At 70.3% G+C, this 21,333-nt stretch carries 18 protein-coding genes; 9 read left to right on the top strand and 9 right to left on the bottom strand.

Features of this window, described 5'->3' with window-relative positions:
* Positions 1-178 precede the first annotated feature (178 nt).
* Positions 179-1,108, top strand: coding sequence for a class A beta-lactamase (gene bla / locus ACZ7KI_RS29210; RefSeq protein ID WP_470276264.1), 930 nt, complete (start codon positions 179-181; stop codon positions 1,106-1,108).
* A 236-nt stretch (positions 1,109-1,344) separates the two neighbouring features.
* Here bla and ACZ7KI_RS29205 read toward each other — a convergent pair whose 3' ends face one another.
* Complete coding sequence (locus ACZ7KI_RS29205) at positions 1,345-1,941, bottom strand: D-alanyl-D-alanine carboxypeptidase family protein (RefSeq protein ID WP_470276263.1); 597 nt, start codon at positions 1,939-1,941, stop codon at positions 1,345-1,347.
* Positions 1,942-2,082: 141 nt separating this feature from the next.
* Between ACZ7KI_RS29205 and ACZ7KI_RS29200 the strand changes: the two genes are divergently transcribed.
* The 3 genes from ACZ7KI_RS29200 to ACZ7KI_RS29190 are packed head-to-tail and all read left to right on the top strand — an operon-like array spanning position 2,083 to position 4,032.
* Positions 2,083-2,244: a CopG family transcriptional regulator gene (locus ACZ7KI_RS29200; RefSeq protein WP_465503539.1), complete on the top strand. Its 162-nt coding sequence runs from the start codon at positions 2,083-2,085 to the stop codon at positions 2,242-2,244.
* Between the two features lies 1 nt (position 2,245).
* The gene (locus ACZ7KI_RS29195) at positions 2,246-2,590 is read left to right on the top strand and encodes a VOC family protein (RefSeq protein WP_470276262.1); all 345 of its coding nucleotides are present in this window, start codon (positions 2,246-2,248) and stop codon (positions 2,588-2,590) included.
* Positions 2,587-4,032, top strand: a complete 1,446-nt coding sequence (locus ACZ7KI_RS29190; RefSeq protein ID WP_470276261.1) for a DHA2 family efflux MFS transporter permease subunit — start codon at positions 2,587-2,589, stop codon at positions 4,030-4,032. The genes ACZ7KI_RS29195 and ACZ7KI_RS29190 overlap by 4 nt, the downstream gene beginning before the upstream one ends.
* Here ACZ7KI_RS29190 and ACZ7KI_RS29185 read toward each other — a convergent pair.
* The 5 genes from ACZ7KI_RS29185 to ACZ7KI_RS29165 are packed head-to-tail and all read right to left on the bottom strand — an operon-like array spanning position 3,967 to position 12,065.
* On the bottom strand, positions 3,967-5,580 hold the full coding sequence (locus tag ACZ7KI_RS29185; RefSeq protein ID WP_470276260.1) for an allophanate hydrolase: 1,614 nt from the start codon (positions 5,578-5,580) through the stop codon (positions 3,967-3,969). The genes ACZ7KI_RS29190 and ACZ7KI_RS29185 overlap by 66 nt on opposite strands.
* Complete coding sequence (gene uca, locus ACZ7KI_RS29180; RefSeq protein WP_470276259.1) at positions 5,577-9,143, bottom strand: urea carboxylase; 3,567 nt, start codon at positions 9,141-9,143, stop codon at positions 5,577-5,579. Before uca ends, ACZ7KI_RS29185 begins: the two co-directional genes overlap by 4 nt.
* Complete coding sequence (locus ACZ7KI_RS29175; protein WP_470276258.1) at positions 9,140-9,757, bottom strand: urea amidolyase associated protein UAAP2; 618 nt, start codon at positions 9,755-9,757, stop codon at positions 9,140-9,142. The genes uca and ACZ7KI_RS29175 overlap by 4 nt, the downstream gene beginning before the upstream one ends.
* A complete protein-coding gene (locus tag ACZ7KI_RS29170) occupies positions 9,754-10,587 on the bottom strand; it encodes an urea amidolyase associated protein UAAP1 (RefSeq protein ID WP_470276257.1) in 834 nt (277 codons plus the stop codon). The genes ACZ7KI_RS29175 and ACZ7KI_RS29170 overlap by 4 nt, the downstream gene beginning before the upstream one ends.
* 11 nt (positions 10,588-10,598) lie before the next feature.
* Positions 10,599-12,065: an amino acid permease gene (locus tag ACZ7KI_RS29165; RefSeq protein WP_470276256.1), complete on the bottom strand. Its 1,467-nt coding sequence runs from the start codon at positions 12,063-12,065 to the stop codon at positions 10,599-10,601.
* Between the two features lie 177 nt (positions 12,066-12,242).
* Here ACZ7KI_RS29165 and ACZ7KI_RS29160 point away from each other — a divergent pair, with 177 nt between their 5' ends.
* Positions 12,243-12,899, top strand: a complete 657-nt coding sequence (locus ACZ7KI_RS29160; protein ID WP_465503531.1) for a TetR/AcrR family transcriptional regulator — start codon at positions 12,243-12,245, stop codon at positions 12,897-12,899.
* Between the two features lie 41 nt (positions 12,900-12,940).
* On the opposite strand, the gene ACZ7KI_RS29155 is transcribed toward ACZ7KI_RS29160, so the two are convergent.
* The 3 genes from ACZ7KI_RS29155 to ACZ7KI_RS29145 form a co-directional block, all read right to left on the bottom strand.
* Complete coding sequence (locus ACZ7KI_RS29155; RefSeq protein WP_470276255.1) at positions 12,941-14,209, bottom strand: HRDC domain-containing protein; 1,269 nt, start codon at positions 14,207-14,209, stop codon at positions 12,941-12,943.
* A 68-nt stretch (positions 14,210-14,277) separates the two neighbouring features.
* The gene (locus tag ACZ7KI_RS29150) at positions 14,278-14,994 is read right to left on the bottom strand and encodes a response regulator (RefSeq protein ID WP_465465929.1); all 717 of its coding nucleotides are present in this window, start codon (positions 14,992-14,994) and stop codon (positions 14,278-14,280) included.
* 875 nt (positions 14,995-15,869) lie between these two features.
* Complete coding sequence (locus ACZ7KI_RS29145) at positions 15,870-16,433, bottom strand: DUF3000 domain-containing protein (protein ID WP_037304423.1); 564 nt, start codon at positions 16,431-16,433, stop codon at positions 15,870-15,872.
* A gap of 88 nt (positions 16,434-16,521) precedes the next feature.
* Between ACZ7KI_RS29145 and hemE the strand changes: the two genes are divergently transcribed.
* From hemE to ACZ7KI_RS29125, 4 genes are read left to right on the top strand one after another with little or no spacing between them, the layout of a single operon-like run.
* Positions 16,522-17,595: a uroporphyrinogen decarboxylase gene (gene hemE, locus ACZ7KI_RS29140; RefSeq protein ID WP_470276254.1), complete on the top strand. Its 1,074-nt coding sequence runs from the start codon at positions 16,522-16,524 to the stop codon at positions 17,593-17,595.
* Positions 17,596-17,600: 5 nt separating this feature from the next.
* Entirely contained in the window at positions 17,601-18,980 is a 1,380-nt protein-coding gene (gene hemG / locus ACZ7KI_RS29135; RefSeq protein ID WP_470276253.1) for a protoporphyrinogen oxidase, read from the top strand.
* A gap of 25 nt (positions 18,981-19,005) precedes the next feature.
* The gene (hemQ, locus tag ACZ7KI_RS29130; RefSeq protein ID WP_470276252.1) at positions 19,006-19,698 is read left to right on the top strand and encodes a hydrogen peroxide-dependent heme synthase; all 693 of its coding nucleotides are present in this window, start codon (positions 19,006-19,008) and stop codon (positions 19,696-19,698) included.
* Complete coding sequence (locus tag ACZ7KI_RS29125) at positions 19,698-21,071, top strand: CoA transferase (protein WP_470276251.1); 1,374 nt, start codon at positions 19,698-19,700, stop codon at positions 21,069-21,071. The genes hemQ and ACZ7KI_RS29125 overlap by 1 nt, the downstream gene beginning before the upstream one ends.
* Positions 21,072-21,333 lie beyond the last annotated feature (262 nt).

The following is a 21,333-nucleotide window of genomic DNA, read 5'->3' as shown; positions in this document are numbered from 1 at the left end:
GAGGTAGTCCTGACCGCACCCTAGCCCCGGTTACCCGTCGGTAACCAGGATGGTGGCCCGGTCGAGTGGGGGAAGGCACACTCCCGGGGGCATTCCAGGGGCCGGCGTCGGCCGCTTGGCCGATCCGGCGAAGGTCAAGAAGTTGCTATGTTCGAAGTGATCAGGGGGAGGGATCACGATGACATCGCCGGGTCCGGCCGTCACCCGTCGTGGGCTGCTGGGGATGGCGGTCTTCGTACCGCTGGCCGCGTGCACTCGAGGGGCTCCGCCCGCGAAGCCGTCCGTTCCCACGCCACCGCCTCCGCCGCCTTCGACCGCCCGGCAGTTCCACGACCGGTTGCTGGAGCTGGAGAAGAAGTTCGACGCCAGGCTCGGCGTGTACGCGCTCGACACCGAGGGCGGTGCCACGGTCGAACACCGCGCCGACGAGCGCTTCGCGTTCTGTTCGACGTTCAAAGGGGTCGCGGCCGCTGCCGTCCTGCAGCGCAATCCGTTGTCGCACTTGGAAACCCGAGTCACCTATGCCCGGAGCGACCTGATGAAGCACGCCCCGGTCACCGGACAGCACGTGGCCACCGGGATGACGATCCGCCAGCTGTGCGACGCCGCCGTCCGATTCAGCGACGGGACCGCGGGCAACCTGTTGCTGCGTGATCTCGGCGGACCGGGGGAGCTGACGGCCTTCGCCCGCGGCCTCGGCGACACCGTCACACGGATGGACCGGCTCGAACCGGCGATCACCGAGGCCACCCCCGGCGATCCGCGCGACACCACGACACCGCGCGCGTTCGGCACCGATTATCAGAAGATCGTCCTTGGCGACGCGCTGACGGCCGACAAGCGCGACTTCCTCCGGGACCTGCTCCAGCGCAACGTCACCGGCGCCCAGCGGATCCGGGCGGGCCTGCCGTCCGGCTGGACCGTGGCCGACAAGACCGGGACCGGCGACTACGGCACGATGAACGACTTCGCGATCGTATGGCCGCCGCACCGGGCGCCGATGGTCGTGGCGATCATGTCGAGCAAGGCGGCCAAGGACGCCCCCTACGACGAGACACTGCTCGCCGAGGCCACGAAGTATGTGGTGGAGACACTCGCTGTGGCCTAGGGCGTGTTTCACAAGTCATGTTCGCGGTCTTCGCGCCCAGGTGGTCCCTGACGGCACGGGCGGATGCGGCCGAGTACGACCCGGTACGAGGCCGATCCGCCCGCACCGCCAGGAACCACCTGGATCACGAAGCCCATCGAACAGACTTGTGAAACACGCCCTAGTCGTGGGGGTGAGCGGACGACACGCGTACCCAGACGGACGACACGCGGCGCTCACGACCGTCGCGCGGACGTCTAGTTGCCGGTGGCGCTGGGGAGCAGGGCGGGACAGCCGCCGGTGATGTAGGCCGGGTCGTACTCGAAGTGCCACTTCTCGTTGTCGTAGCGGCGGCACCAGCCCAGCGCGCCGCCGTTCTTGTCCACCCACGACGCCGAATTCAGCGGCTGGATGTCGACGGCGATCCCCTTGACGTGCATGGACGTCTCCGGCTGCAACGCCCACTTCTTGGCCTGTTCCACCGAGCCGAATCGCTGGACGGCCTTGTCGAACTCGCGTTGCTGCTGTGCCCGGCTGCGCTTGCCGTCGTTCACGCAGAGGGTGATGTTCTGGGCTTTGGCCTTGGCGCGCAGGGCTTTCCACGCGTCGACCACGTCCGGGCGCATGCCGAAGGTCTCCTCGTCGACGTACCGTTTGTCGACGGCGCACGTCGGGCCGGTCTCGGGTCCCGGGACCTCTTCGAGGATCGCGAGCGGCTGACCGGCCACCGGTTCGACGGCGAACGGCAGACCACCGGTGGCCCCCAGCGACACCATCGCGATCCCGACGAGTCCCAGCGCCACGAGCACGCTGATCGCGGTCCTGCGGCTGGCGGTGAATGTGGTGGACACCACTCCGAAGCTACCGCGCGACCGGCGGGCCGCCAGGGTTTGTGACCTTGTTCCCAGAACACCCCGGCAGGCCAACCAAATCGGAAAACGCCTGGTGAGAACTAACCCTAGCTTGCTAGCAACCTAGAGTGCTAGCATCGACCCATGGGTGACGAGGAGGTCAAGCAGTTCAACGTGTACCTGCCGGTCGGGCTGATCAAGCAGGTCAAGTTCCGTGCCATCGAGTCGGGTTCGTCCCTGTCGGCGCTGGTCGCCGACGCCCTGCGCGCCTACCTCGATGAAGCCGACGAAGACAAGGAGAAGTGACATGGCGACCGAAGGAATCGAAGCCGTCTTCCTGGAGACCAGGAACTGGGGCAAGGCCGCGAAGTTCTTCCAGGAGCTCGGTTTCGAGCTGGAACTCACCAGCGGCGACGGGTCCGGGGTCTTCCGCAACGGCGAGGGCGCGTACTTCGTCGTCGTCGAGGTCCCGGAGAACCGTGACCCCGGACTGCAGATCGCGCTGAAGGTGTCCGATGAGGACGGTTTCCGTCCCGACCCGGTGGTCGAGGTGGTCACGCCGTTCGAGGACACGCACTACGGCACGAGGGAGATGACCGTCCGCGACCCCGACGGCCGGATCTGGAGCCTCCAGGCCGCCAAGACGGCATGAGGCGCGGCGATCCCTGGGCGGTACTGCTGATCCTCAGCCTGGGGTTCTTCATGACCCTGCTGGATCTGACGGCGGTCAACGTCGCGCTCCCCGGCATGCTCGACGAGTTCCACGCGCCGCTGGACGAGCTGTTGTGGGTCATCAACGTCTACGTCCTGATGCTCGCCGCGCTGCTGATCACCGCGGGCAGGCTGGGTGATCTGCGCGGCCCGCGCACGATGTTCCTCTGGGGTGTCGCGTTGTTCACCGCGGCGTCCATCCTTTGTGGACTGTCGCGTGATCCGGCTCAGCTGATCGCCGCCCGCGCGCTGCAGGGGCTCGGCGCGGCGGCGTTGATCCCGCAGTCGATGACGCTCATCGTCGCCACCTTCCCGCCTGAGCGCAGGGGGACGGCGCTCGGGGTCTGGGGAGCGGTCGCGGGGGTGGCGACGATCGCCGGGCCGACGCTCGGTGGCCTCCTGGTCAGCACCGTCGGCTGGCGCTGGATCTTCTTCGTGAACGTCCCGATCGGCGCGCTCGTGCTCGTTCTGGCGCTCACCCTGATCCCCGACGTCCGCCGCGGCACGCGCCACAAACTGGACATCCTCGGCGCCGTGATCGTCACGGCGGCCCTCGTCGCGCTGACCTTCGCGCTCACCGAAGGGCAGCGCTACGGCTGGAACGGCGGGATCTGGGCGTTGCTGGGCGGCGCCGTGGTGCTGCTGGCGGTGTTCCTCCTCCACCAGCGCGGCAGGCAGGGCGGCGAACCGCTGTTGCCGTTCGCGCTCTTCCGTGGCCGGGATTACGCGGTCATGGGGTTCGTGGCCGCGACCGTCCAGGTCGGCATGATCGGGCTCTTCCTCCCGGTGATGCTGTACCTGCAGACGGTGCTGCACTTCAGCGCGCTCCTCGCCGGGCTGGTGATGGCGCCCGCGATGGTGGTGTCTGCGGTCCTGTCGCCGATCGCGGGCCGGGTCGCGGACCGGTTCGGCGGCAAGTACGTCCTGATGACCGGGCTGGTCCTGTTCGCGGCCGGGCTCGCCTGGTTCGCGGTGATCGCCGACGACGGCCGCGAGGGGTGGGAGTTCCAGCCCGCCTTGATCGTGGCCGGATCCGGGATCGGCTGTGTGTTCGGCCCGATGGTCTCGCTCGCGATGGCGGGGGTGGCGCCGGAACTCACCGGGGCCGCGTCCGGCGTGCTGAACACGATCCGCCAGGTCGGCACCGTGCTCGGCAGCGCCGCTGTCGGTGCGCTGCTGCAGAACCGGCTCGCCCACCACGCGACGTTCACCGACGCGCTGCGCCCGACACTGGCGTTGCCGATCGCGGTGGTCGCGCTCGGCGCGGTGGCTTGTTCCCTGGTGCGGCGCGAGCCGGGCCCGCGCCGCACCAGGGAATCACCGCGCCAGGTGACCGAGCCAGCCGCCGAACCGTGTGATGTCCTCGGCACCCTCGATCGCTGAAGGCTCACAGACGAACCCGGACACCTCGCTCCCGTCGGCCAGCCGCACCTTCCCGATCGCCAGCGGCGCGGGGACACCCGCCACGAACTCGCCGAATCCGGCCAGCGGCAGGTCCCACACCTCGGCCTCGATCGGTTCGCCACCCGAGGCGACCCGGACGAGGCCGGGTTTGGGCGGCACGGTGTCCAGCGCGTAGAGCCGGTACTCGGCCGCCGTCGGCCCCGCCGCGACGAACCGGCCGCCCCGCGAGGTCAGTTCGTGGTTCAGCGGCTGCCCGCGCAGATGGGCACCGACGACGGCGATCCGCGTCCGGCGCGGCACCAGCCGGGTGACGTCGGCGAGGATCCGGTCGGCGTAGGCGGGGCCGACCAGCATCACCCCGAACGGCAGGCCGGCGACGGTTCCGGCGGGTACCGCCAGCGACGACAGACCCAGCAGGTTGGTCGAGTTCGTGAACCGGCCCAGCCGCGCGTTCACGCCGAGCGGGTCGGCCTCGACTTCGGCGATCGTCGGATGCCCGGTCGTCGTCGGCGTCAGCAGGCAGTCCACAGTAGACAGAACGGCCACCGTCTCCCGCTTGAGGTCGTCGAGCGTCGCCAGGTCGGTGCACAGCCGATGCGCCGGGATGTCCTTGGCCGCGCCGATGATCTGCCGTACCGAAGGATCGACCACGTCCCGGTGCGCGTCGATGAACTCACCGACCGCCGAGTACCGCTCGGCCACGAAGGCGCCCTCGTACAGCAGGCTCGCCGCGGCCAGGAACGCCGATATGTCGACAGGGACCAGTTCGGCCCCGGCCGCACGGAACGACTCGGCCGCTGCGGAGAACGCCTCCGCCCAGCCATCCTGCAGCGGACCCAACGCCTCCGGCACGCCGATCCGGACGGGACGGTTGACCGCGGGAAGATCCCGAGGCTCGCTCAGGCAAGCGAACGCCGCCGTCGCCTCGTCGACCGTCCGCGCGAACACCGTCACGCAGTCGATGCTCGCGCACGCGGGCACGACACCGGTCGTCGGCAAGAGGCCCCGCGTCGGCTTCAGGCCGACGATTCCGTTGAGCGCCGCCGGAACCCGGCCGGATCCGGCGGTGTCGGTGCCCAGCGCGAGATCCGCGATCCCGAGCGCCACCGCGACCGCCGAGCCCGAACTCGACCCGCCCGAAACGTAGGCCGGGTCGATCGCGTTCCGGACCGCGCCGTGCGGACTGCGCGTGCCGACCAGGCCGGTCGCGAACTGGTCGAGGTTGGTCGTGCCGAGGATCAGCGCCCCGGCCGCGCGCAGCCGCGCCACCACGGGCGCGTCCTCGTCCGGACGGTAGGCGTATTCGGGACATCCCGCCGTCGTCGGCAGCCCGGCGACGTCGATGTTCCCCTTGACGGCGGCGAGTTTCCCGTACAACGGCAAGGGCTCCCCGGCCGCGCGACGGGCTTCCAGCTTCTCGGCGTCGGCGAGCACGTCGTCCTCGGGACGCAGGTCGATCCAGATCTCGGGCCGGTCGACCCGGGCGATCCGGTGATACGCGGCACGAACCCGCTCCAGCACACTCATCCCGCGCTCCTTCCCAGAACCACCAGCGGAGTGCCGGGGGCAACTTGGTCGCCGGGGGAGACGAGTACTTCGACGACCTCCCCAGCGGCGGGCGCGGGGATCCGCGCCTCGGTCTTCATCGCTTCGAGGATCACCAGCGTCTCCGCCGCGTCCACCCGCTTGCCCGGCTCGACGTCCACCCGCCACACCGTCGCGGCGAACGGCGCTTCGACGACGTGACCGCCGGGAGGGACTTCGACCTTCGCACTCGGGACCTTCGCGCCTACGGGCTCGGGACGAGGGTCGAATTCGCCCGCGGCCGCCCAGGCCCGGCGTTCCGCCTCGAACGCGGCGCTCTGCTTCGCCCGGAACGAGGCGATGTCGGTGGCGTTGTCGGCGAGGAACCGTTCGTGGTCGGCCAGCGCGAACTCGCCGTCGCGGATGTCGAGTTCCAGTTCCCCCGCCGAGCTTTGCGCCCGCAGGTCCAGCAGTTCCTCGGCGGAAACGGGGTACCACGAGATCCGGTCGAAGAACCGCAGCAGCCACGGCGACCCCGGCTCGAACGACCCGCGCTGCCGCCAGCCGCTCCACACCTGCACGGTCCGCCCGACGAACTGATACCCGCCGGGACCTTCCATCCCGTAGATGCACAGGTACGAACCGCCGATGCCGACCGAGTTCTCCGCGGTCCACGTGCGCGCGGGGTTGTACTTCGTGGTGACCAGCCGGTGCCGTGGATCCAGGGGAGTCGCCACCGGGGCGCCGAGATAGACGTCGCCGAGACCCAGCACCAGGTATTCGGCGTCGAACACCGTCCGGTAGACGTCGTCCACACTGGACAGACCGTTGACCCGCCGGATGAACTCGATGTTCCACGGGCACCACGGCGCGTCGTCGCGCACGCCTGCCATGTACCGCTCGATCGCCTCGCGGGTCGCCGGGTCGTCCCAGGACAACGGCAGTCGCACCGTCCGGCTCGGCACCACCAGGTCGGCGGTGCGCGGCAGATCGTGCTCCACCTCCTGGACGATGCCGAGCAGCTTCGAGACCGGCAGCTCGTCCGGATCGACGTGCACCTGCAGCGACCGGATACCGGGCGTCAGGTCGACGACGCCGTCGAGCCCCTCCTTGGCCAGCCTGTCGGCCAGGGCGTGGACCCGCATCCGCAAGGCCAGATCGAGCTTCATCGGGCCGTACTCGATCAGCAGGTTGTCGTCGCCGCTGCGCCGGTAGGTGACCTCGGGGTTCTCGTCCGATGTGGACAGACGGCCGAAGATCCCGCCGTCGTCGATCGGCTTCCGGCTCGCCTTGACCGCGGTGGCGGGGTCCGTCCGCAACGCGCCCGCGTGCTCGATGGTGATCGGCACGAACCGCACGGTGTCGCCCGGCCGCAGCTGGCCGAGTTTCCAGCGCTGCCCGGTCACCACCGTCGCCGGGCAGACGAAACCGCCGAGGCTCGGCCCGTCCGGGCCCAGCAGGATCGGCAGGTCGCCGGTGTAGTCGACGGCGCCGATCGCGTACGGCGTGTCGTGGATGTTCGACGGATGCAGCCCGGCCTCGCCACCGTCCTCCCTGGCCCAGCGCGGACGCGGCCCGACGAGCCGGACACCGGTGCGCGCGGAGTTGAAGTGCACTTCCCAGTCGGTGGCGTAGAACGTTTCGACGTCGTCCGCGGTGAAGAACTCCGGAGCCGCGTGCGGTCCCTCGGACGCGCCGATCTCCCAGTGCGTCGCGAACACCGGACGTTCGGACTCGGGAACCGGTCCCGTTACGGCGTTCTCCGGTTCCGGGCCGAGGGAGAGGACGTCGCCGGTCGCGAGCGCGCGCCCGGCGTGCCCGCCGAAACCGCCCAGGGTGAACGTCGCCGCGCTGCCCAGGAAGCCCGGCACGTCGATCCCGCCGCGAACGAGGACGTACGCGCGGAGCCCGGCGGTGCCGGTGCCGACGTCGAGGACACCGCCCGCGGGCACCTCGACCGGAGTCCACTGCGGAACGGCCTCCTCGTTCACGGTGACCGGTGACGGGGAACCCGTGACGCAAACGATTGCGGCGTCGGTGAACCGCAGTGACACACCGTCCACAGTGCACTCGAGACCCGGTGCGCCTTCGGGATTGCCCAGCGCGCGATTGCCCAGTCGCAGCGAGAGGTCGTCCATCGGTCCGCTCGGCGGCACACCCACGTGCCAGAACCCCAGCCGTCCCGGCCATTCCTGCACGGTGGTCATCGTGCCGCCCCGCACCACCTCGATCCGCGGTTCGGGATCGGTGATCGCGTCCAGCGTCGCGGTGTCGTGCGTGACCTCACGCAGCCGATGGTCGGCGGCGACCGCGCGCAGCTGCCCGAGGTTCGTGCGGACGCCGTCCACCCGGCTTTCCGCGAGCGCGGCCCCCAGCGCGGCCAGCGCCCCGGCCCGGTCCGCGCCGACGGTGATCACCTTGGCCAGCAAGGGGTCGTAGTGCGTGGTCACCGTCGTCCCGGCCTCGACCCAGGTGTCGACGCGGACCCCGTCGGGGAAGTCGGCGCGGGTCAGCAGACCGGCGCTCGGCCGGTGTCCGGCCGCCGGGTCCTCGGCGTAGACCCGGGCTTCGACCGCGTGCCCGCGTGGTTCCGGCGCGGTGGCGAACATCCCGGTGTCACCGTCGGCGAGCCGGAGCATCCACTCGACGAGGTCGATCCCGTAGACCGCCTCGGTGACCGGATGCTCCACCTGGAGCCGCGTGTTCACTTCGAGGAAGGCGGCCTCTTCCCGGTCCGGGTCATAGATGAATTCGACCGTGCCCGCCGACCGGTAGCGCACCGACGCGCAGAGATCGACGGCCGCCGAGACCAATTTCTCCCGCACCCCTTCGGAAAGTCCCGGGGCGGGGCATTCTTCGAGCACCTTCTGGTTGCGCCGCTGCAGGGTGCAGTCCCGCGTGCCCAGCGCCAGCACCTCACCCGTACCGTCGCCGAACACCTGCACCTCGACGTGCCGGGCGCGGGTCACCAGCCGTTCGAGGAAGACGCCCGAGGTCGAGAAGCTCTTCGCCGCGATGCTCTGCACGGCGTCCCAGGCGTCCCGCAGCTCTCCGGCCGAAGCGCAGGCGCGCATGCCGATCCCGCCGCCCCCGCCGGTGGCCTTGAGCATCACCGGGTAGCCGATCTCGGCGGCCGCGGCTTCGGCGTCGGCGAGCGTGTCCAGCAGCCCGGTACCCGGCAGCAGCGGGACACCGGCGCCGACGGCCTTGTCACGGGCGGTGTGCTTGCTGCCGAACACCTCCAGCTGTTCGGCGGTGGGTCCGGCGAACCTGATCCCGGCCGCTTCCGCCGCCCTGGCGAAAGCGGCGTCCTCGGACAGGAAACCGTAGCCGGGGTGGATCGTGTCCGCTCCGGTCTTCAGCGCGGCCTCGATGATGGCGTCGCCGAGGAGGTAGCTCTCCCTGGCGGGCGCCGGACCCAGCCGGACGGCCTCGTCGGCGAGCCTCACGTGTGCGGCGGTGCGGTCCGCGTCGGAGTAGACCGCCACCGTCGGAATGCCCATCTCCTTGGCGGTCCGCAGGATCCGGACCGCGATCTCCCCCCGGTTGGCGACGAGCAGCTTCACTCGCCACCGCCGGTGACGATCATCCTGACCGGCGTCGGGTCGAAACCGTTGCAGGGGTTGTTGATCTGCGGACAGTTCGACACCAGGACCAGGACGTCGGTTTCGGCGCGGAGCTTGACTTCGAGACCGGGCGCGGAGATGCCGTCGACGATGCCGAGCGTGCCGTCCTGTTCGACCGGGACGTTCATGTACCAGTTGACGTTGCTGACCAGGTCCCGTTTGCCGAGGCCCCATTTCGCGCCCTCGGTGAGGAAGTTCTCCACACAGGCGTGCTGGTGGCGCGTGTGCTGGCCGTACCGGAGGCTGTTCGACTCCTTGCTGCAGGCGCCGCCGATGGTGTCGTGCCGCCCGCAGGTGTCCTCGACGACGGTCAGCAGCGGCGCGCCCTCGCCGGTGCGCAGCACGCTGCCGGTGGTGAGGAAGATGTTGCGCTGCGCGGCGATCGTGGCGGCCGCGCTGTACCTCTTGGCCGTGTCTGCGGCGTCGTAGCAGAGGAAGTCGACGGCCTGGTTGCCGCCGAGGTCGATGATGGTCAAGGTCTCGCCGCGCCGGAGCACGGTGGAGTACGGTGCCCGCGCGGCGACCTCGGTGTCGGAGACGATCGTCGTGGTCATGCGATCCCCCTGGCGGTGAGGTAGTCGGCGGTGTTCTCGAAGGCGCGCTGGGCTTCCGGCGACGCTGTCCACTCAGGACTGTCCGGTGTGGATGGAGCGCTGCGCTGCGCGAGGACACGCAGCGGGGTGACCGGGTAGTCCGGGCGCGGGTCGAGCGGATGCGCCACATTGGCGATCAGGACGACGACCGGGAGTTCGGTGCGCAGGACCACGGATTTGCCCGGTCCGGCCGAGCCGGTGAACGTCAGCCCGCCGTCGGCTTCCACGCGGACGCCCTGGAAGAAGGAAAGACTAGGCGGCAGATCGCGCGGCGTGAGCCCGTGTTTCGCCGCCGCGAGCGTGAACAGCGCGTTCCCCGACGGCGAACCACCCTGCGGGCTGCCGTCGCCGTACCGCTCGGCGTTTCCGTCCACAGTGGAGGTTCCGCACAGGGCGTCGTGCTTGCCGCTCTCGTCGGCGACGACCGTCGCCAGCACGCGGGCCTGATCGGACAGCAGTGCCATCGCCTCGCCGAGGTAGGCGTTCCACTGGACCTTGACCGTGTCCGCGACGTTCAGCCGCTCCCACGGCTGGTCGGCGTTGAACAGCAGCAGATGCGCGCAGGCGTCTCCCTCGACGTCGGTCAACCGTAGCTCGGTGCCGCGGGCGAGCACCTTGTGCGTGTAGCCGCCACCGGCGACGGTCTCGGCCCAGACCAGCTTCGCCGGGTCGATCCCCGGCGGCGGGTCCGGCCAGGTGGACGCCGGGATCGACGGCATTGTCTCGGCGACCGTTCCCGCCTGGGCGCGGGCGTGGTCGCGAGCGCCGTACGTGGTCGATGTCGTGCTCATGGAACCTTCCTTCAGATCGTGGGGACGGGAACCGTGGTGAGCGCGGAGCGGCGGCGCCAGCAGAGGTAGCCGGTGAGCAGCGCGGCGCCGACGAACTCGATCGGGAACAACAGGACCCAGACGGAGCCGGTGCCCGCCAGGTCGTAGATCGCGGCTCGTGGCCAGGCGATGTTGACGATCATCATCGCGCCGTACCCTACTGCCGCGACGTTGACCGGAATAGCCCATCGTCCCAGGGAGAAATGGCCTGGTTCGGCGGTGAACCGGCCCTGGCGGCGCCGCAGGAGCAGCGGTCCGGTCACCAGAAGGTAGGCGAGGTAGACCACGACCACCGAGGTACCGGTGATGGTGCTGAAGATGGTCGGGTTCCCGAGATTCAGCGCCAGGAGCGCGATGGCGAGCGCCCCGGACAGGATGGCGGGCGCGATCGGTGTGCCGGTGCGGGAGTTGACCGCGGAAAGCCGTTTGGCGCCGGGAAGCGCGCCGTCGCGGGCCATCGCGTAGATCAGCCGGACGGTGCCGGTCTGGATGGTCAGGGTGCAGACGACGACCGCGATCGCGACGTCGGCGAGGAAGATCCGGCCGAGGGTGTCGCCGAAGACGGCCGTGATCACGTACGGCAGGCCCTTCCCGGCCAGCTGTCCGTCGGTCAGGCTCGGTGCCGCCATCAGCGCGGTGAGGACGACCGCGAGCCCGCCGAGCCCGGAGATCAGGAGCGCGCGGAGCACGGCGCGCGGCGCGGTGCGGCGGGCGTCCTTGGTCTCCTCGGCGACCGAGGCGGCGGTGTCGAAACCGTAGAGAACGTATGCGGCCATGAGGGCGGAAGCGAGTACTCCGCTTACGCCCGGGTTTTCGACGGCGGGCTGGAGCACGACCTGCGGACCGCGGACGGCGAACAACGCGAGACCGGCGATCAGCACCAGGACGCCGACGAGTTCGGCCGCGACCCCGACGTCGTTGATCCGTGCCATGAGCCGCACGCCGGCTGCGTTGACCGCCGTGGTGAAGACGATCAGCAGGGCGCCGAGCAGGACCGCGTTGGTGGCCCCGGTCGGCGACGTGACCGCCGGGTCACCGCCGACGAGCTGGAAGCCGCTCCAGACCGAGGGGAGCACCACCTGCAGCGCGATCGCGGCCGCGGCGAGCGCGACGACGCAGCCCACCAGCATCATCCAGCCCGCGAGCCAGCCCGCGAATCCCGGCGACAGGTGTTTCGCCCACTGGTAAACGGATCCGGCCAGCGGGAAACGGGCGGCGAGTTCGGCGAAGTTGAGCGCGACGAGCATTTGCCCGGCGAGCACCAGCGGCCACGTCCAGAAGAACAGCGTGTCCCCGAAGGAATAGCCGAAGGCGAACAGCTGGAACACCGTGGTCAGGATCGAAACGAAGGAGAAACCGGCGGCGAAGGCCGAGAAACCGCCGAGCGTCCGGCGAAGTTCTTGGCGATACCCGAAGGCGGAAAGGTCTTCGGAGGGCATTGCGAGGGCTCCTGTCTGAAGGGCCGAATTTCGATCGGCTGACCGAAATTAAGGGCATGCGGGGTCCTTCTCATCTCCGCCTGGTAAGTGCGGTGTTAACAGATACCGGATTCGGTAACCTGAGCCGACCGCCGGACGTAACAAAGATCGCCGCGAAGAAATGGCAGGATCGGATAGATGACGAAAACGACCGGGGTGGGCAGGCCGAGGGCCAGCGGCGCGGCGGCGAGCAAGCGGGAGGCGCGCCTCGCGGTTTTGGACGCGGCGGGGGAGCTGTTCACCGGCGCCGGATACGCGGCGACGACCACGCGGGCCATCGCCGAACGCGCCGGCCTGCGCCAGGCGTCGCTCTACTACCACTTCCCGTCCAAAGAGGACATTCTGGCGGCACTGCTGGAGGACACCGTCCGGCCGTCGCTCGACGTCGCGGGCGAGCTCTCGGCCGTGCACGCGCCGGTCGGCGTCCGGCTGTGGGCGCTCGCCTACGCCGACATCCACCTGCTCGGCAGCGCGCGGCACAACCTCGGCGCGCTGTACCTGCTACCGGAGATCTCCTCGCCGAGGCTGGCGCGGTTCCGGGCCGAACGGGCGGAACTCAAACGCGTCTACGGTGCCCTCGTCGAGGCGGCCGGGGTCCCCGGCGACCTCGCGGGCATCCGGACCGACCTCGTGTTCGGCCTCGTGGAGAGCATCGCGATCGTCCGGCGCGACCGCCCGGACCTGGACGTCGAGGCGCACGCCGTCGAAGGCGCGGACAGCGTCCTGAGGCTCGCCGGTCTCGGGGAACCGGACGCCGGTCTGCGCACTTCCGCCCGGGCCCTGCTGGAGAGCTGACGAAGAAGGCCGCGGTGAGGCGTGGGTCCGATCGGGCTCCGTCAGGCGGCGGCGGTCGAGTGCAGTGCCTTGCTCAGCGCCGCCGCGGTCAGCTCGATCTGCCACGGCCGGGCGCCGCCGTCGCCGAGGACCTTGGCGACCGACTCCTCGCTCAGATCGGCGGGCGGACGCCAGCAGGTGCGGCGCACGAGTTCCGGCAGCAGCAGGTTCTCCACCGGCAGCTTGCGCTCTTCGGCGATTGCGGCCAGTGCGGCGCGAGCGGCCGAAAGCCGGGCGGCGGCGTCGGGATCCTTGTCGGACCAGCGGTTCACCGGCGGCGGGCCGTCGGTCTGCTGGGCAGGGGTCGGCAGCTCGTCGGCCGGGAGCGAGCGGGCGTTCTGGAGGTGCCGCAGCCAGCTCGCGGTGTACTTGCGCTGGACCCGGCCGCTGAACACCGGGAGCGCCTGCAGCTGGTCGACGGTCTTCGGATCCGCGGTGACGGCGTTGATGATCGCGCTGTCGGGCAGGATCCGGCTCGGCGCCCGATCGCGTTTGCGGGCGAGTTCGTCCCGTGCCTGCCACAGCTCGCGCACCGCGGCGAGGCCACGGGCACTGCGGATCTTGTGCACGCCCGATGTCCGGCGCCACGGCTCGGCCCGAGGTGCGGGCGGCGGCGCGGTGCGGACGGCCTCGAACTCCTGCTGGGCCCATTCGAGCTTGCCCTGGGCGGCCAGGTCGGCTTCGAGTTTCTCGCGCAGTTCGATGAGCAGCTCGACGTCGAGGGCGGCGTAGTTGAGCCAATCGACCGGGAGCGGGCGCTTCGACCAGTCGGCGGCGCTGTGCCCCTTCTCCAGCTGGTAGCCGAGGAGGAGTTCGACGAGGGTGCCGAGGGCGACCCGTTCGTACCCGGCGAGACGTCCGGCGAGTTCGGTGTCGAACAGGCTCTTCGGACGCAGGTCGAGTTCGGCCAGGCACGGCAGGTCCTGTGAGGCCGCGTGCAGCACCCATTCGGCGTCGTTGAGCACTTCCGCGAGGGGTGCGAGCTGCCCTTCGAGGGGAATGGGGTCGATGAGGAAGGAGCCGGCACCTTCGCGGCGCAGCTGCACCAGATAGGCCTTGGGCCAGTACCGGTAGCCGGACGCGCGTTCGGTGTCCACCGCGATGGCCCCGCTGCCGCCCGCGATCTTCGCGCAGGCTTCGGCGAGGGCGGTCGCGTCGGCGATCACCGGTGGAGTGCCCTCGGAGGGCTCGCGTAGCAGAACCGGTGCACCGGAGTCTTCGGTGCCGGTCGTCGAGTCCGCCTCTGGTGCTCCTGGTCGGTCGCCTTCCATAGGTGAAGACCCTACGGGACGAGCGGACCGCGCCTGGTCCGCCCGCCCCGCAGGGCAGTTCGCCTTTGTCAGCGGATCACGCCGGCACGCATGGCCAGCGCCACCATCTGAGCCCGGTCACCCGTGCCGAGCTTGCGCCCGATGCGGGAGAGGTGAGACTTCACGGTGAGAGCGGAGAGGCTGAGTTCCTCGCCGATCTCCTTGTTGGACTGGCCGTCGGCGACGAGCTGCAGCACCTCGACCTCGCGCGCCGAAAGCTCGCGCGGGGTGTTGTCGGTGCCGGCGACTCGGGTGCCGGTGGCCAGGACCGGTGCGACGCTCGGGTCCGCGTAGACGCCGCCCTCGAGCACCCTGCGGACGCCGTCGGTCACTACGACCGGCGATGCCGACTTGAGCAGGTATGCCTGGGCGCCGGCCTGGAACGCCGACCTGACCGCGTACGGGTCGTCTGATGAAGCGAGCACCACTACTCGAGGCCAGCCTTGGCTACGGAGTTCCGTAACCAGCTCGATGCCACTGCCATCCGGCAGTCCGAGATCGAGGATCGCCAGATCACAAGGCCCAGTGGCCTGTGCTCGCGCCCTCGCCTCGGCCACCGTGGCGGCCTCGTGGACGGTGCCCGCACCCATCTGTGCGAGTCTTGCTGAGATTGCCTCCCTCAACAGCGGGTGGTCATCGACCACCAACACGGAAAAAAGCTCTTCCCGCGGGTGCGGAACCATGCTCGCCGGCAATGAACCGGCTGGCGTGGATCGGACGGCCTGAGAAATGCCGACGGTAGCCACGTCACTACCTCCCTGGAGTCGGTCGTGCCCCCCGACCGGCACCGGGACTTTCGGCCGTTCAGCCGCGCCAGCTTTAGACCGAAAGTGGTGTCGTCGATGGCACTGTAGCCGCCCTGAGGCCGTCGCGGGGGGATCGAACGGGTATCTATCTCAAACCGGCAGTCACTCAGGGAGTTCGTAGTAACACGATCGGGCTAGTACACAGCCGGTGGCTAACACATCGCCAAATGAACGCGATGGACTTCAGTTACCGGGGCTCAACCGACTGTGCAGATGGGTCGTGCACCTGCCGGTGCCTCTTCCCGGTACCGCCGGACGGCGGTGCGGCGGAGGGCGGAATGTCCCTCCGGCATGGGGCTTGATCAACTTCGCGGAGCGTCATGATCACTTCGCTCGGTGACCGTGACCGTAACGCTCCGGAAGCAACTCGGGGTGTCACGAGAGCCGGTTCCGGCAGACTTGATCTTGTTGCGGTCAGTGACACTGTGCGTAGCACGAACGGGGTGGTCCAGACCTCTGGACGGCAGGCTCTCCGCTGGTCGGGGCTGGTCTAGTCCAGATGGCCCTATGGGCGGTCTCGACGGCGTACGGACGCTCTCAGGGTCTCGCGTACGGCGTAGGCGAAGGCGTCTACGGGCGCTTCGCGGGGGCTCGCGAGTGCATGAAGGTCCCCTTGCTTGCGCTAGGCGCAGTGAAGGGGTCCTTCACGTACTTCCAGCCGCGGTTCGCGCGGGGGAGCAAGGGACCTTTAGTATCGCTAGCTTTCCTAGCAGCGCTAGCCGACCGGGAATCGCAAAATAACCCGAATGCTATGTCTCGATTAGTGGGATTCCGGCGTGTCGGGACGCGCGGCGAGGCTCAGGAGGCGGCCGGGCTCAGGAGGACTGGCGTTGTCCGAAGAGGGTCACGCCGACCGGAGGCAGTCCGACGACGCTCGCCATCACCTGACAGAAGGCCTGTCCGTGCGGCCGCAGGGCGGCGTCGGTCGGCGTCCAGGACGCCCGCAGCTCCAGATCGTCGGTGCGCGCGGGACCGGAGATGTCGCCGAAGCGGGCCGACGACGTCTCGGTGACCGTGCCACCCAGCGCCGTCCACTCCGCGCCGGAGCTTTCCAGCGCGTCGGTCAGCCACGACCAGCCCACGGCGGGCAGGAAGGGATCGGTCGCCAGTTCCCGGTCGAGTTCCGCGCGGACGTACATGACCAGCCGCAGGACGCCGTCCCAGCCTTCCTGGCCATCCGGATCGTGCAGCAGCACCAGCCGTCCCGACGCCAGTACGTCCGCGGGTCCCTCCACCTCGCAGCTCACCGCGTACGACCACGGCGCGAGGCGCTGCGGCGGACGCATCGTCTCCAGCTGCACTTCGGGACGGGGCCGGACCGATTGCAACGCCGCGACGGCTTCACGGAAGAGATCGGGTACTGACGTCATCGCGGTCACCAACCGACTGTAGGACGCGATAGTCCGGTTCGGGGCGCAGACGCGCCGAGAGTAAGGCCGCTGAGCGCCCATGGCACCATGAACCGTGATGTCTCCTTCAGCTGCTTCTCCCGCGCAGACCGTCCCGGCGGCCCGTCGCGCCCTGCCTGGAGCGCCGTTCCTCGCCGCCGCGCGCGGCGAACGCCCGGCGCATACCCCCGTGTGGTTCATGCGCCAGGCCGGCCGGTCGCTGCCCGAGTACCGGGCACTGCGCGAAGGCACCTCGATGTTCGAAGCCTGCTTCGACCCCGAGATGCTCGCGGAGATCACCCTCCAGCCGATCCGCCGTCACGGCGTCGACGCGGCCATCCTCTTCAGTGACATCGTCGTCCCGCTCAAGGCGGCGGGGCTCGACATCGACATCGTCGCCGGTACCGGCCCGGTCGTGGCCTCGCCGATCCGCGACGCCGCGGGCGTGCGCGCGCTGCCGGTCCTCGACCCGGAGCAGGTGCAGCGGGTCGCCGAGGGCGTCGGGCTGCTGGTCGGGTCGCTCGGCGAGACGCCGCTGATCGGTTTCGCGGGCGCGCCGTTCACCCTGGCCTCCTATCTCATCGAGGGCGGGCCGAGCCGCAACCACGAGCACACCAAGGCGCTCATGCACTCCGAGCCGGAGCTGTGGCACGAGCTGGCCGGGCGCCTGGCGGACATGGCGATCACCTTCCTCGGCGCGCAGCTGGACGCCGGGGCCGACGCGATCCAGCTGTTCGACTCGTGGGCGGGCGCGCTCTCGGAGCGGGACTACCGCGAGTTCGTCCTGCCGCATTCGGCGAAGGTGCTGTCCGCGGTCGCCGCGTACGGCGTGCCGCGGATCCACTTCGGCGTCGGCACCGGCGAGCTGCTGGTGGCCATGCGCGACGCGGGTGCCGACGTGGTCGGCGTCGACTGGCGCATCCCGCTCGACGAAGCGGTCCGGCGGCTCGGTGGCGGGATCGTGCAGGGCAACCTCGACCCGGCGCTGCTGCACGCCTCCTGGCCGGTGCTCGAAGCGGAGGTCCGGCGCGTGCATGCCGAGGGCCGCGCGGCCGACGGCCACATCTTCAACCTCGGCCACGGCGTGCTGCCCGGTGTCGACCCCGACGTATTGACGCGCGTGGTCGGGCTGGTGCACGAGCTTCAGCCGTGAAGGGCGTGAAGACCATTGCCGTCGTCGGTGGCGGTATCTCGGGACTGACCGCGGCCTACCGCCTGCGGACGCTGCTCGGCGAAGACGCCAGGATCGTCGTCTTCGAAGCGACGGGGTCCCTCGGCGGGAAACTCCGCACGGTCGAGCTCGCCGGGGCACGCTACGACGTCGGCGCGGAGGCTTTCCTCACCCGCCGTCCCGAGGCGCTGGCCCTGGTCCGCGAGGTCGGGCTGAGCGAAAGCCTGGTCCACCCCACCAAGGCCAGGGCCAAGATCCACGCCGGTGGTTCCGTGCTCGGCCTGCCGCCGGGCACGGTCATGGGCGTTCCCGCCTCGGCCGACGCCGTCGCCGGGGTGCTGTCGGAGAAGGGCCGCGCCCTGGTCGAGGCCGAATCGTCGCTGCCGCCGATGGAACTGCCCGACGGGGACGTACCGCTCGGCCCGCTGCTGCGCGAACGGTTCGGCGACGAACTGGTCGACCGGCTCGTCGACCCGCTGCTGGGCGGCGTCTACGCCGGGGGAGCGGACGGGCTGGGGCTGCGTGCCACGATGCCCGGTCTCGCGTCCGCGATCGATCGCGGCGCACGCTCGCTCACCGAAGGCGCCGCGTCGCTCATGCCCGCCTCGCCGAGTACGGCGCCGGTCTTCGGCACTTTGCTGGGCGGCCTCGGGACGCTGATCGCCCGGCTCGCGGAGCTGTCCCGCGCCGAGATCCGGACCGGGACCACCGTGACGGCGCTTGAGCGCACCGCCACCGGCTGGCAGGTCGACGACCTCGAAGCCGACTCCGTCCTTCTCGCCGTCCCGGCTCCTTCGGCGCGGCGGCTGCTCGACGGTGTCGCAGGAGTGGCCTCGTCGGTGTTCGCGAAGGTCGAACTCGCCTCGATGGCGGTGGTCGCGCTCGCGCTCCCGCCGGGGACCGTGCTGCCGGAGTCGTCCGGGGTGCTGATCGGCGCCGGGGAGCGGGACGCTGCCGGGAAACCCTTCGCCGCCAAGGCGTTCACCTTCTCCTCCCGCAAGTGGGCGCAGTACGGCGAAGGCCCGGTGCTGGTGCGTGGCTCGGTCGGTCGCTTCGGCGAACCGGGGGCGCTGCACGCCGACGACGACGAACTCGTCCGCGTGGTCCGCGACGACCTGGCCCGGCTGACCGGTGTCACGGCCGAGCCGATCGACACCCTGGTGACCCGCTGGGGCGGCGGGCTCCCGCAGTACGGCACCGGGCACCTCGTCCGCGTCGAGCGGATCGAACGTGCCGTCGCGGCCGTGCCGGGGCTCGCCGTGGCGGGCGCGACGTTGCACGGCGTCGGGCTCCCGGCGTGTATCGCCACCGCCGACGCGGCCGCCCGGCGCATCGCCGGGATCACACCGACCCACGAGGGCTCCTGAGCACCGGCAGTGCCAAGATGGCGGTATGGCGCGGCTGAACTACAACGAGCTCAATGACACCATCCGCTACACCGCCTGGTCGGTCTTCCGGGCCGAGCAGGGCAAGCTCGGCGACGACCGCGCGCAGGCGACCGCGGAGACCACCGAGTACCTCGACGCGCTGGAGGCCAAGGGCGTCGTCGTCCGCGGGGTTTACGACCTTTCGGGGCTGCGGGCCGACGCCGACTACATGATCTGGTGGCATGCCGAGGAGATCGAGCAGGTCCAGGCGGCCTACAGCGGTTTCCGGCACACGCCGCTCGGCCGCGCCTCGGTTCCGGTGTGGAGCCAGGTCGCGCTGCACCGCCCGGCGGAGTTCAACAAGAGCCACATCCCGGCGTTCCTCGCCGGTGAAGAGGCCCGCAAGTTCATCTGCGTCTACCCGTTCGTGCGGTCCTACGAGTGGTACCTGCTGCCCGACGACGAGCGCCGCAAGATGCTCGCCGACCACGGCAAGGAGGCCCGCGATTACCCGGACGTCCGCGCCAACACGGTCGCGTCGTTCGCACTGGGCGACTACGAGTGGATCCTGGCCTTCGAGGCCGACGAACTGCACCGCATCGTCGACCTGATGCGCCACCTGCGCGGCACCGAGGCCCGCCTCCACGTGCGCGAGGAGATCCCGTTCTACACCGGGACCAAGGTGGCCCCCGCCGAACTGATCGCCCTGCTGCCGTAGTGAACGCCCCAGTGGACGCCCGCGTCTGGACCACGCTCACCGGCGACACCCTGGCCGAAGACGCCGTCGAGGTCACCGGCCCCGGGTCCGTCCTGCCCGGGATCTTCCGGGTCGAGGAGGCGGCGACGTCGAGTATCGCCGCGGCGACGCTGGCGGCCGGGGAACTGTTGCGGGTGCGGGGAATCGAGCCGGGCAAGGTCTCGGTCGACACCCGGCACGCCGCGGCGTCGTTCCACAGCGAGCAGTACATCCGGGTCGACGGGGAGCCGGTGCCGTTCAGCGCGCCGCTGTCCGGCGACTACCGGGCGAACGACGGCTGGGTGCGGCTGCACTGCAACTACCCGCGTCACGTCTCCGCCGTGTGCTGGGGCCTCGGCGTGCCCGCGACCCGCGCGGCGTTCGAGAAGGTCGTCGCGGCCAAGTCGAAGTACGAGGTCGAGTCCGCGGTGATCGGCGCCGGTGGCGCCGCGGCCGTGCTGCGCTCCCGCGAGGAGTGGCTGGCGCACAAGCAAGGGCAGGCCTCGTCCGCGCTGCCGGTCGCCGAGATCCGGCCGCTCGGCCCGTCGGAACCCCGGCGGCTCTTCGAGTCCGACCGGCCGATGGGCGGCGTACGGGTCCTGGAACTGACGCATGTCATCGCCGGACCGGTCGCGGGCCGGGTACTCGCCGCGCACGGCGCGACCGTGCTGCACGTCGGTTCGGCGAACCTGCCGACCGTGCCGCCGCTGGCGGTCGACACCGGGATGGGCAAGCGGTCGGCGTACGTCGACCTGGAGTCCGAGGCCGGCCGGGCGCGGCTGCGGAAGCTGGTCGCCCGCGCCGACGTCGTCCTGCAGGGTTTCCGGCCGGGATCGCTGGTGGCCAAGGGTTTCTCGCCGGAGGCACTCGCCGAACTCCATCCGGGGATCGTGGTCGCGGACCTGTCGGCCTACGGCTGGGAAGGGCCGTGGGCGCGCAGGCGCGGGTTCGACAGCCTGGTGCAGATGGCGTCGGGGATCGCCGACGAAGGCGGGAAGGCCGCCGGGCTCGACGGTCCGGGACCGCTTCCGGTGCAGGCGCTCGACCACGCCACCGGCTGGCTCACCGCGGCGGCGATCATGACCGCCTTGCGCCGGGCGATGACCGAGGGCGGCAGCTGGCACGTTCGTACCTCGCTGGCTGGCACCGCGCAGTGGCTGGACTCGTTGGGGCGTAAGGAACCCGGTCCCTCGGGCTTCGACGGGACCGAGTGGCTGGAGGACGTCGACAGCCAGCTCGGACGGCTGACCAGGGTCAGGATGCCCGGCGTGCTGCCCGGAGCGAATCCACAGTGGACAGAAGCGACGCACGTGCCGGGCAGCGACCCCGCGTCGTGGAACAACACCGGTGTCTGACAGCCCATCCAGCCCATCTCTCACCGCGAGCCTCTAGCCGGGAAAGTCCGTAAAGGCCTCCTTCCCTACCTTGAGAGTAGGGTCCCGGCAATGTCGGGATCGTGCAGGTCGGGGACCTCTTGATCATGGCGCAGGCCGACGTCTATGAAGGAATTGGGACGTTGAGTGATGCTGTTGGTTTTCTCTGGTCAGGCGGCTGGGGCTAGGGCGAGGTGGCGGATCGGGCTGGTTCGTGTGGTGGCGCGTGGGGTTCCGGTGAGCC

The organism is Amycolatopsis sp. NPDC039088 (genome assembly GCF_055598845.1).
This window is presented reverse-complemented; position numbering and strand designations above follow the sequence as displayed.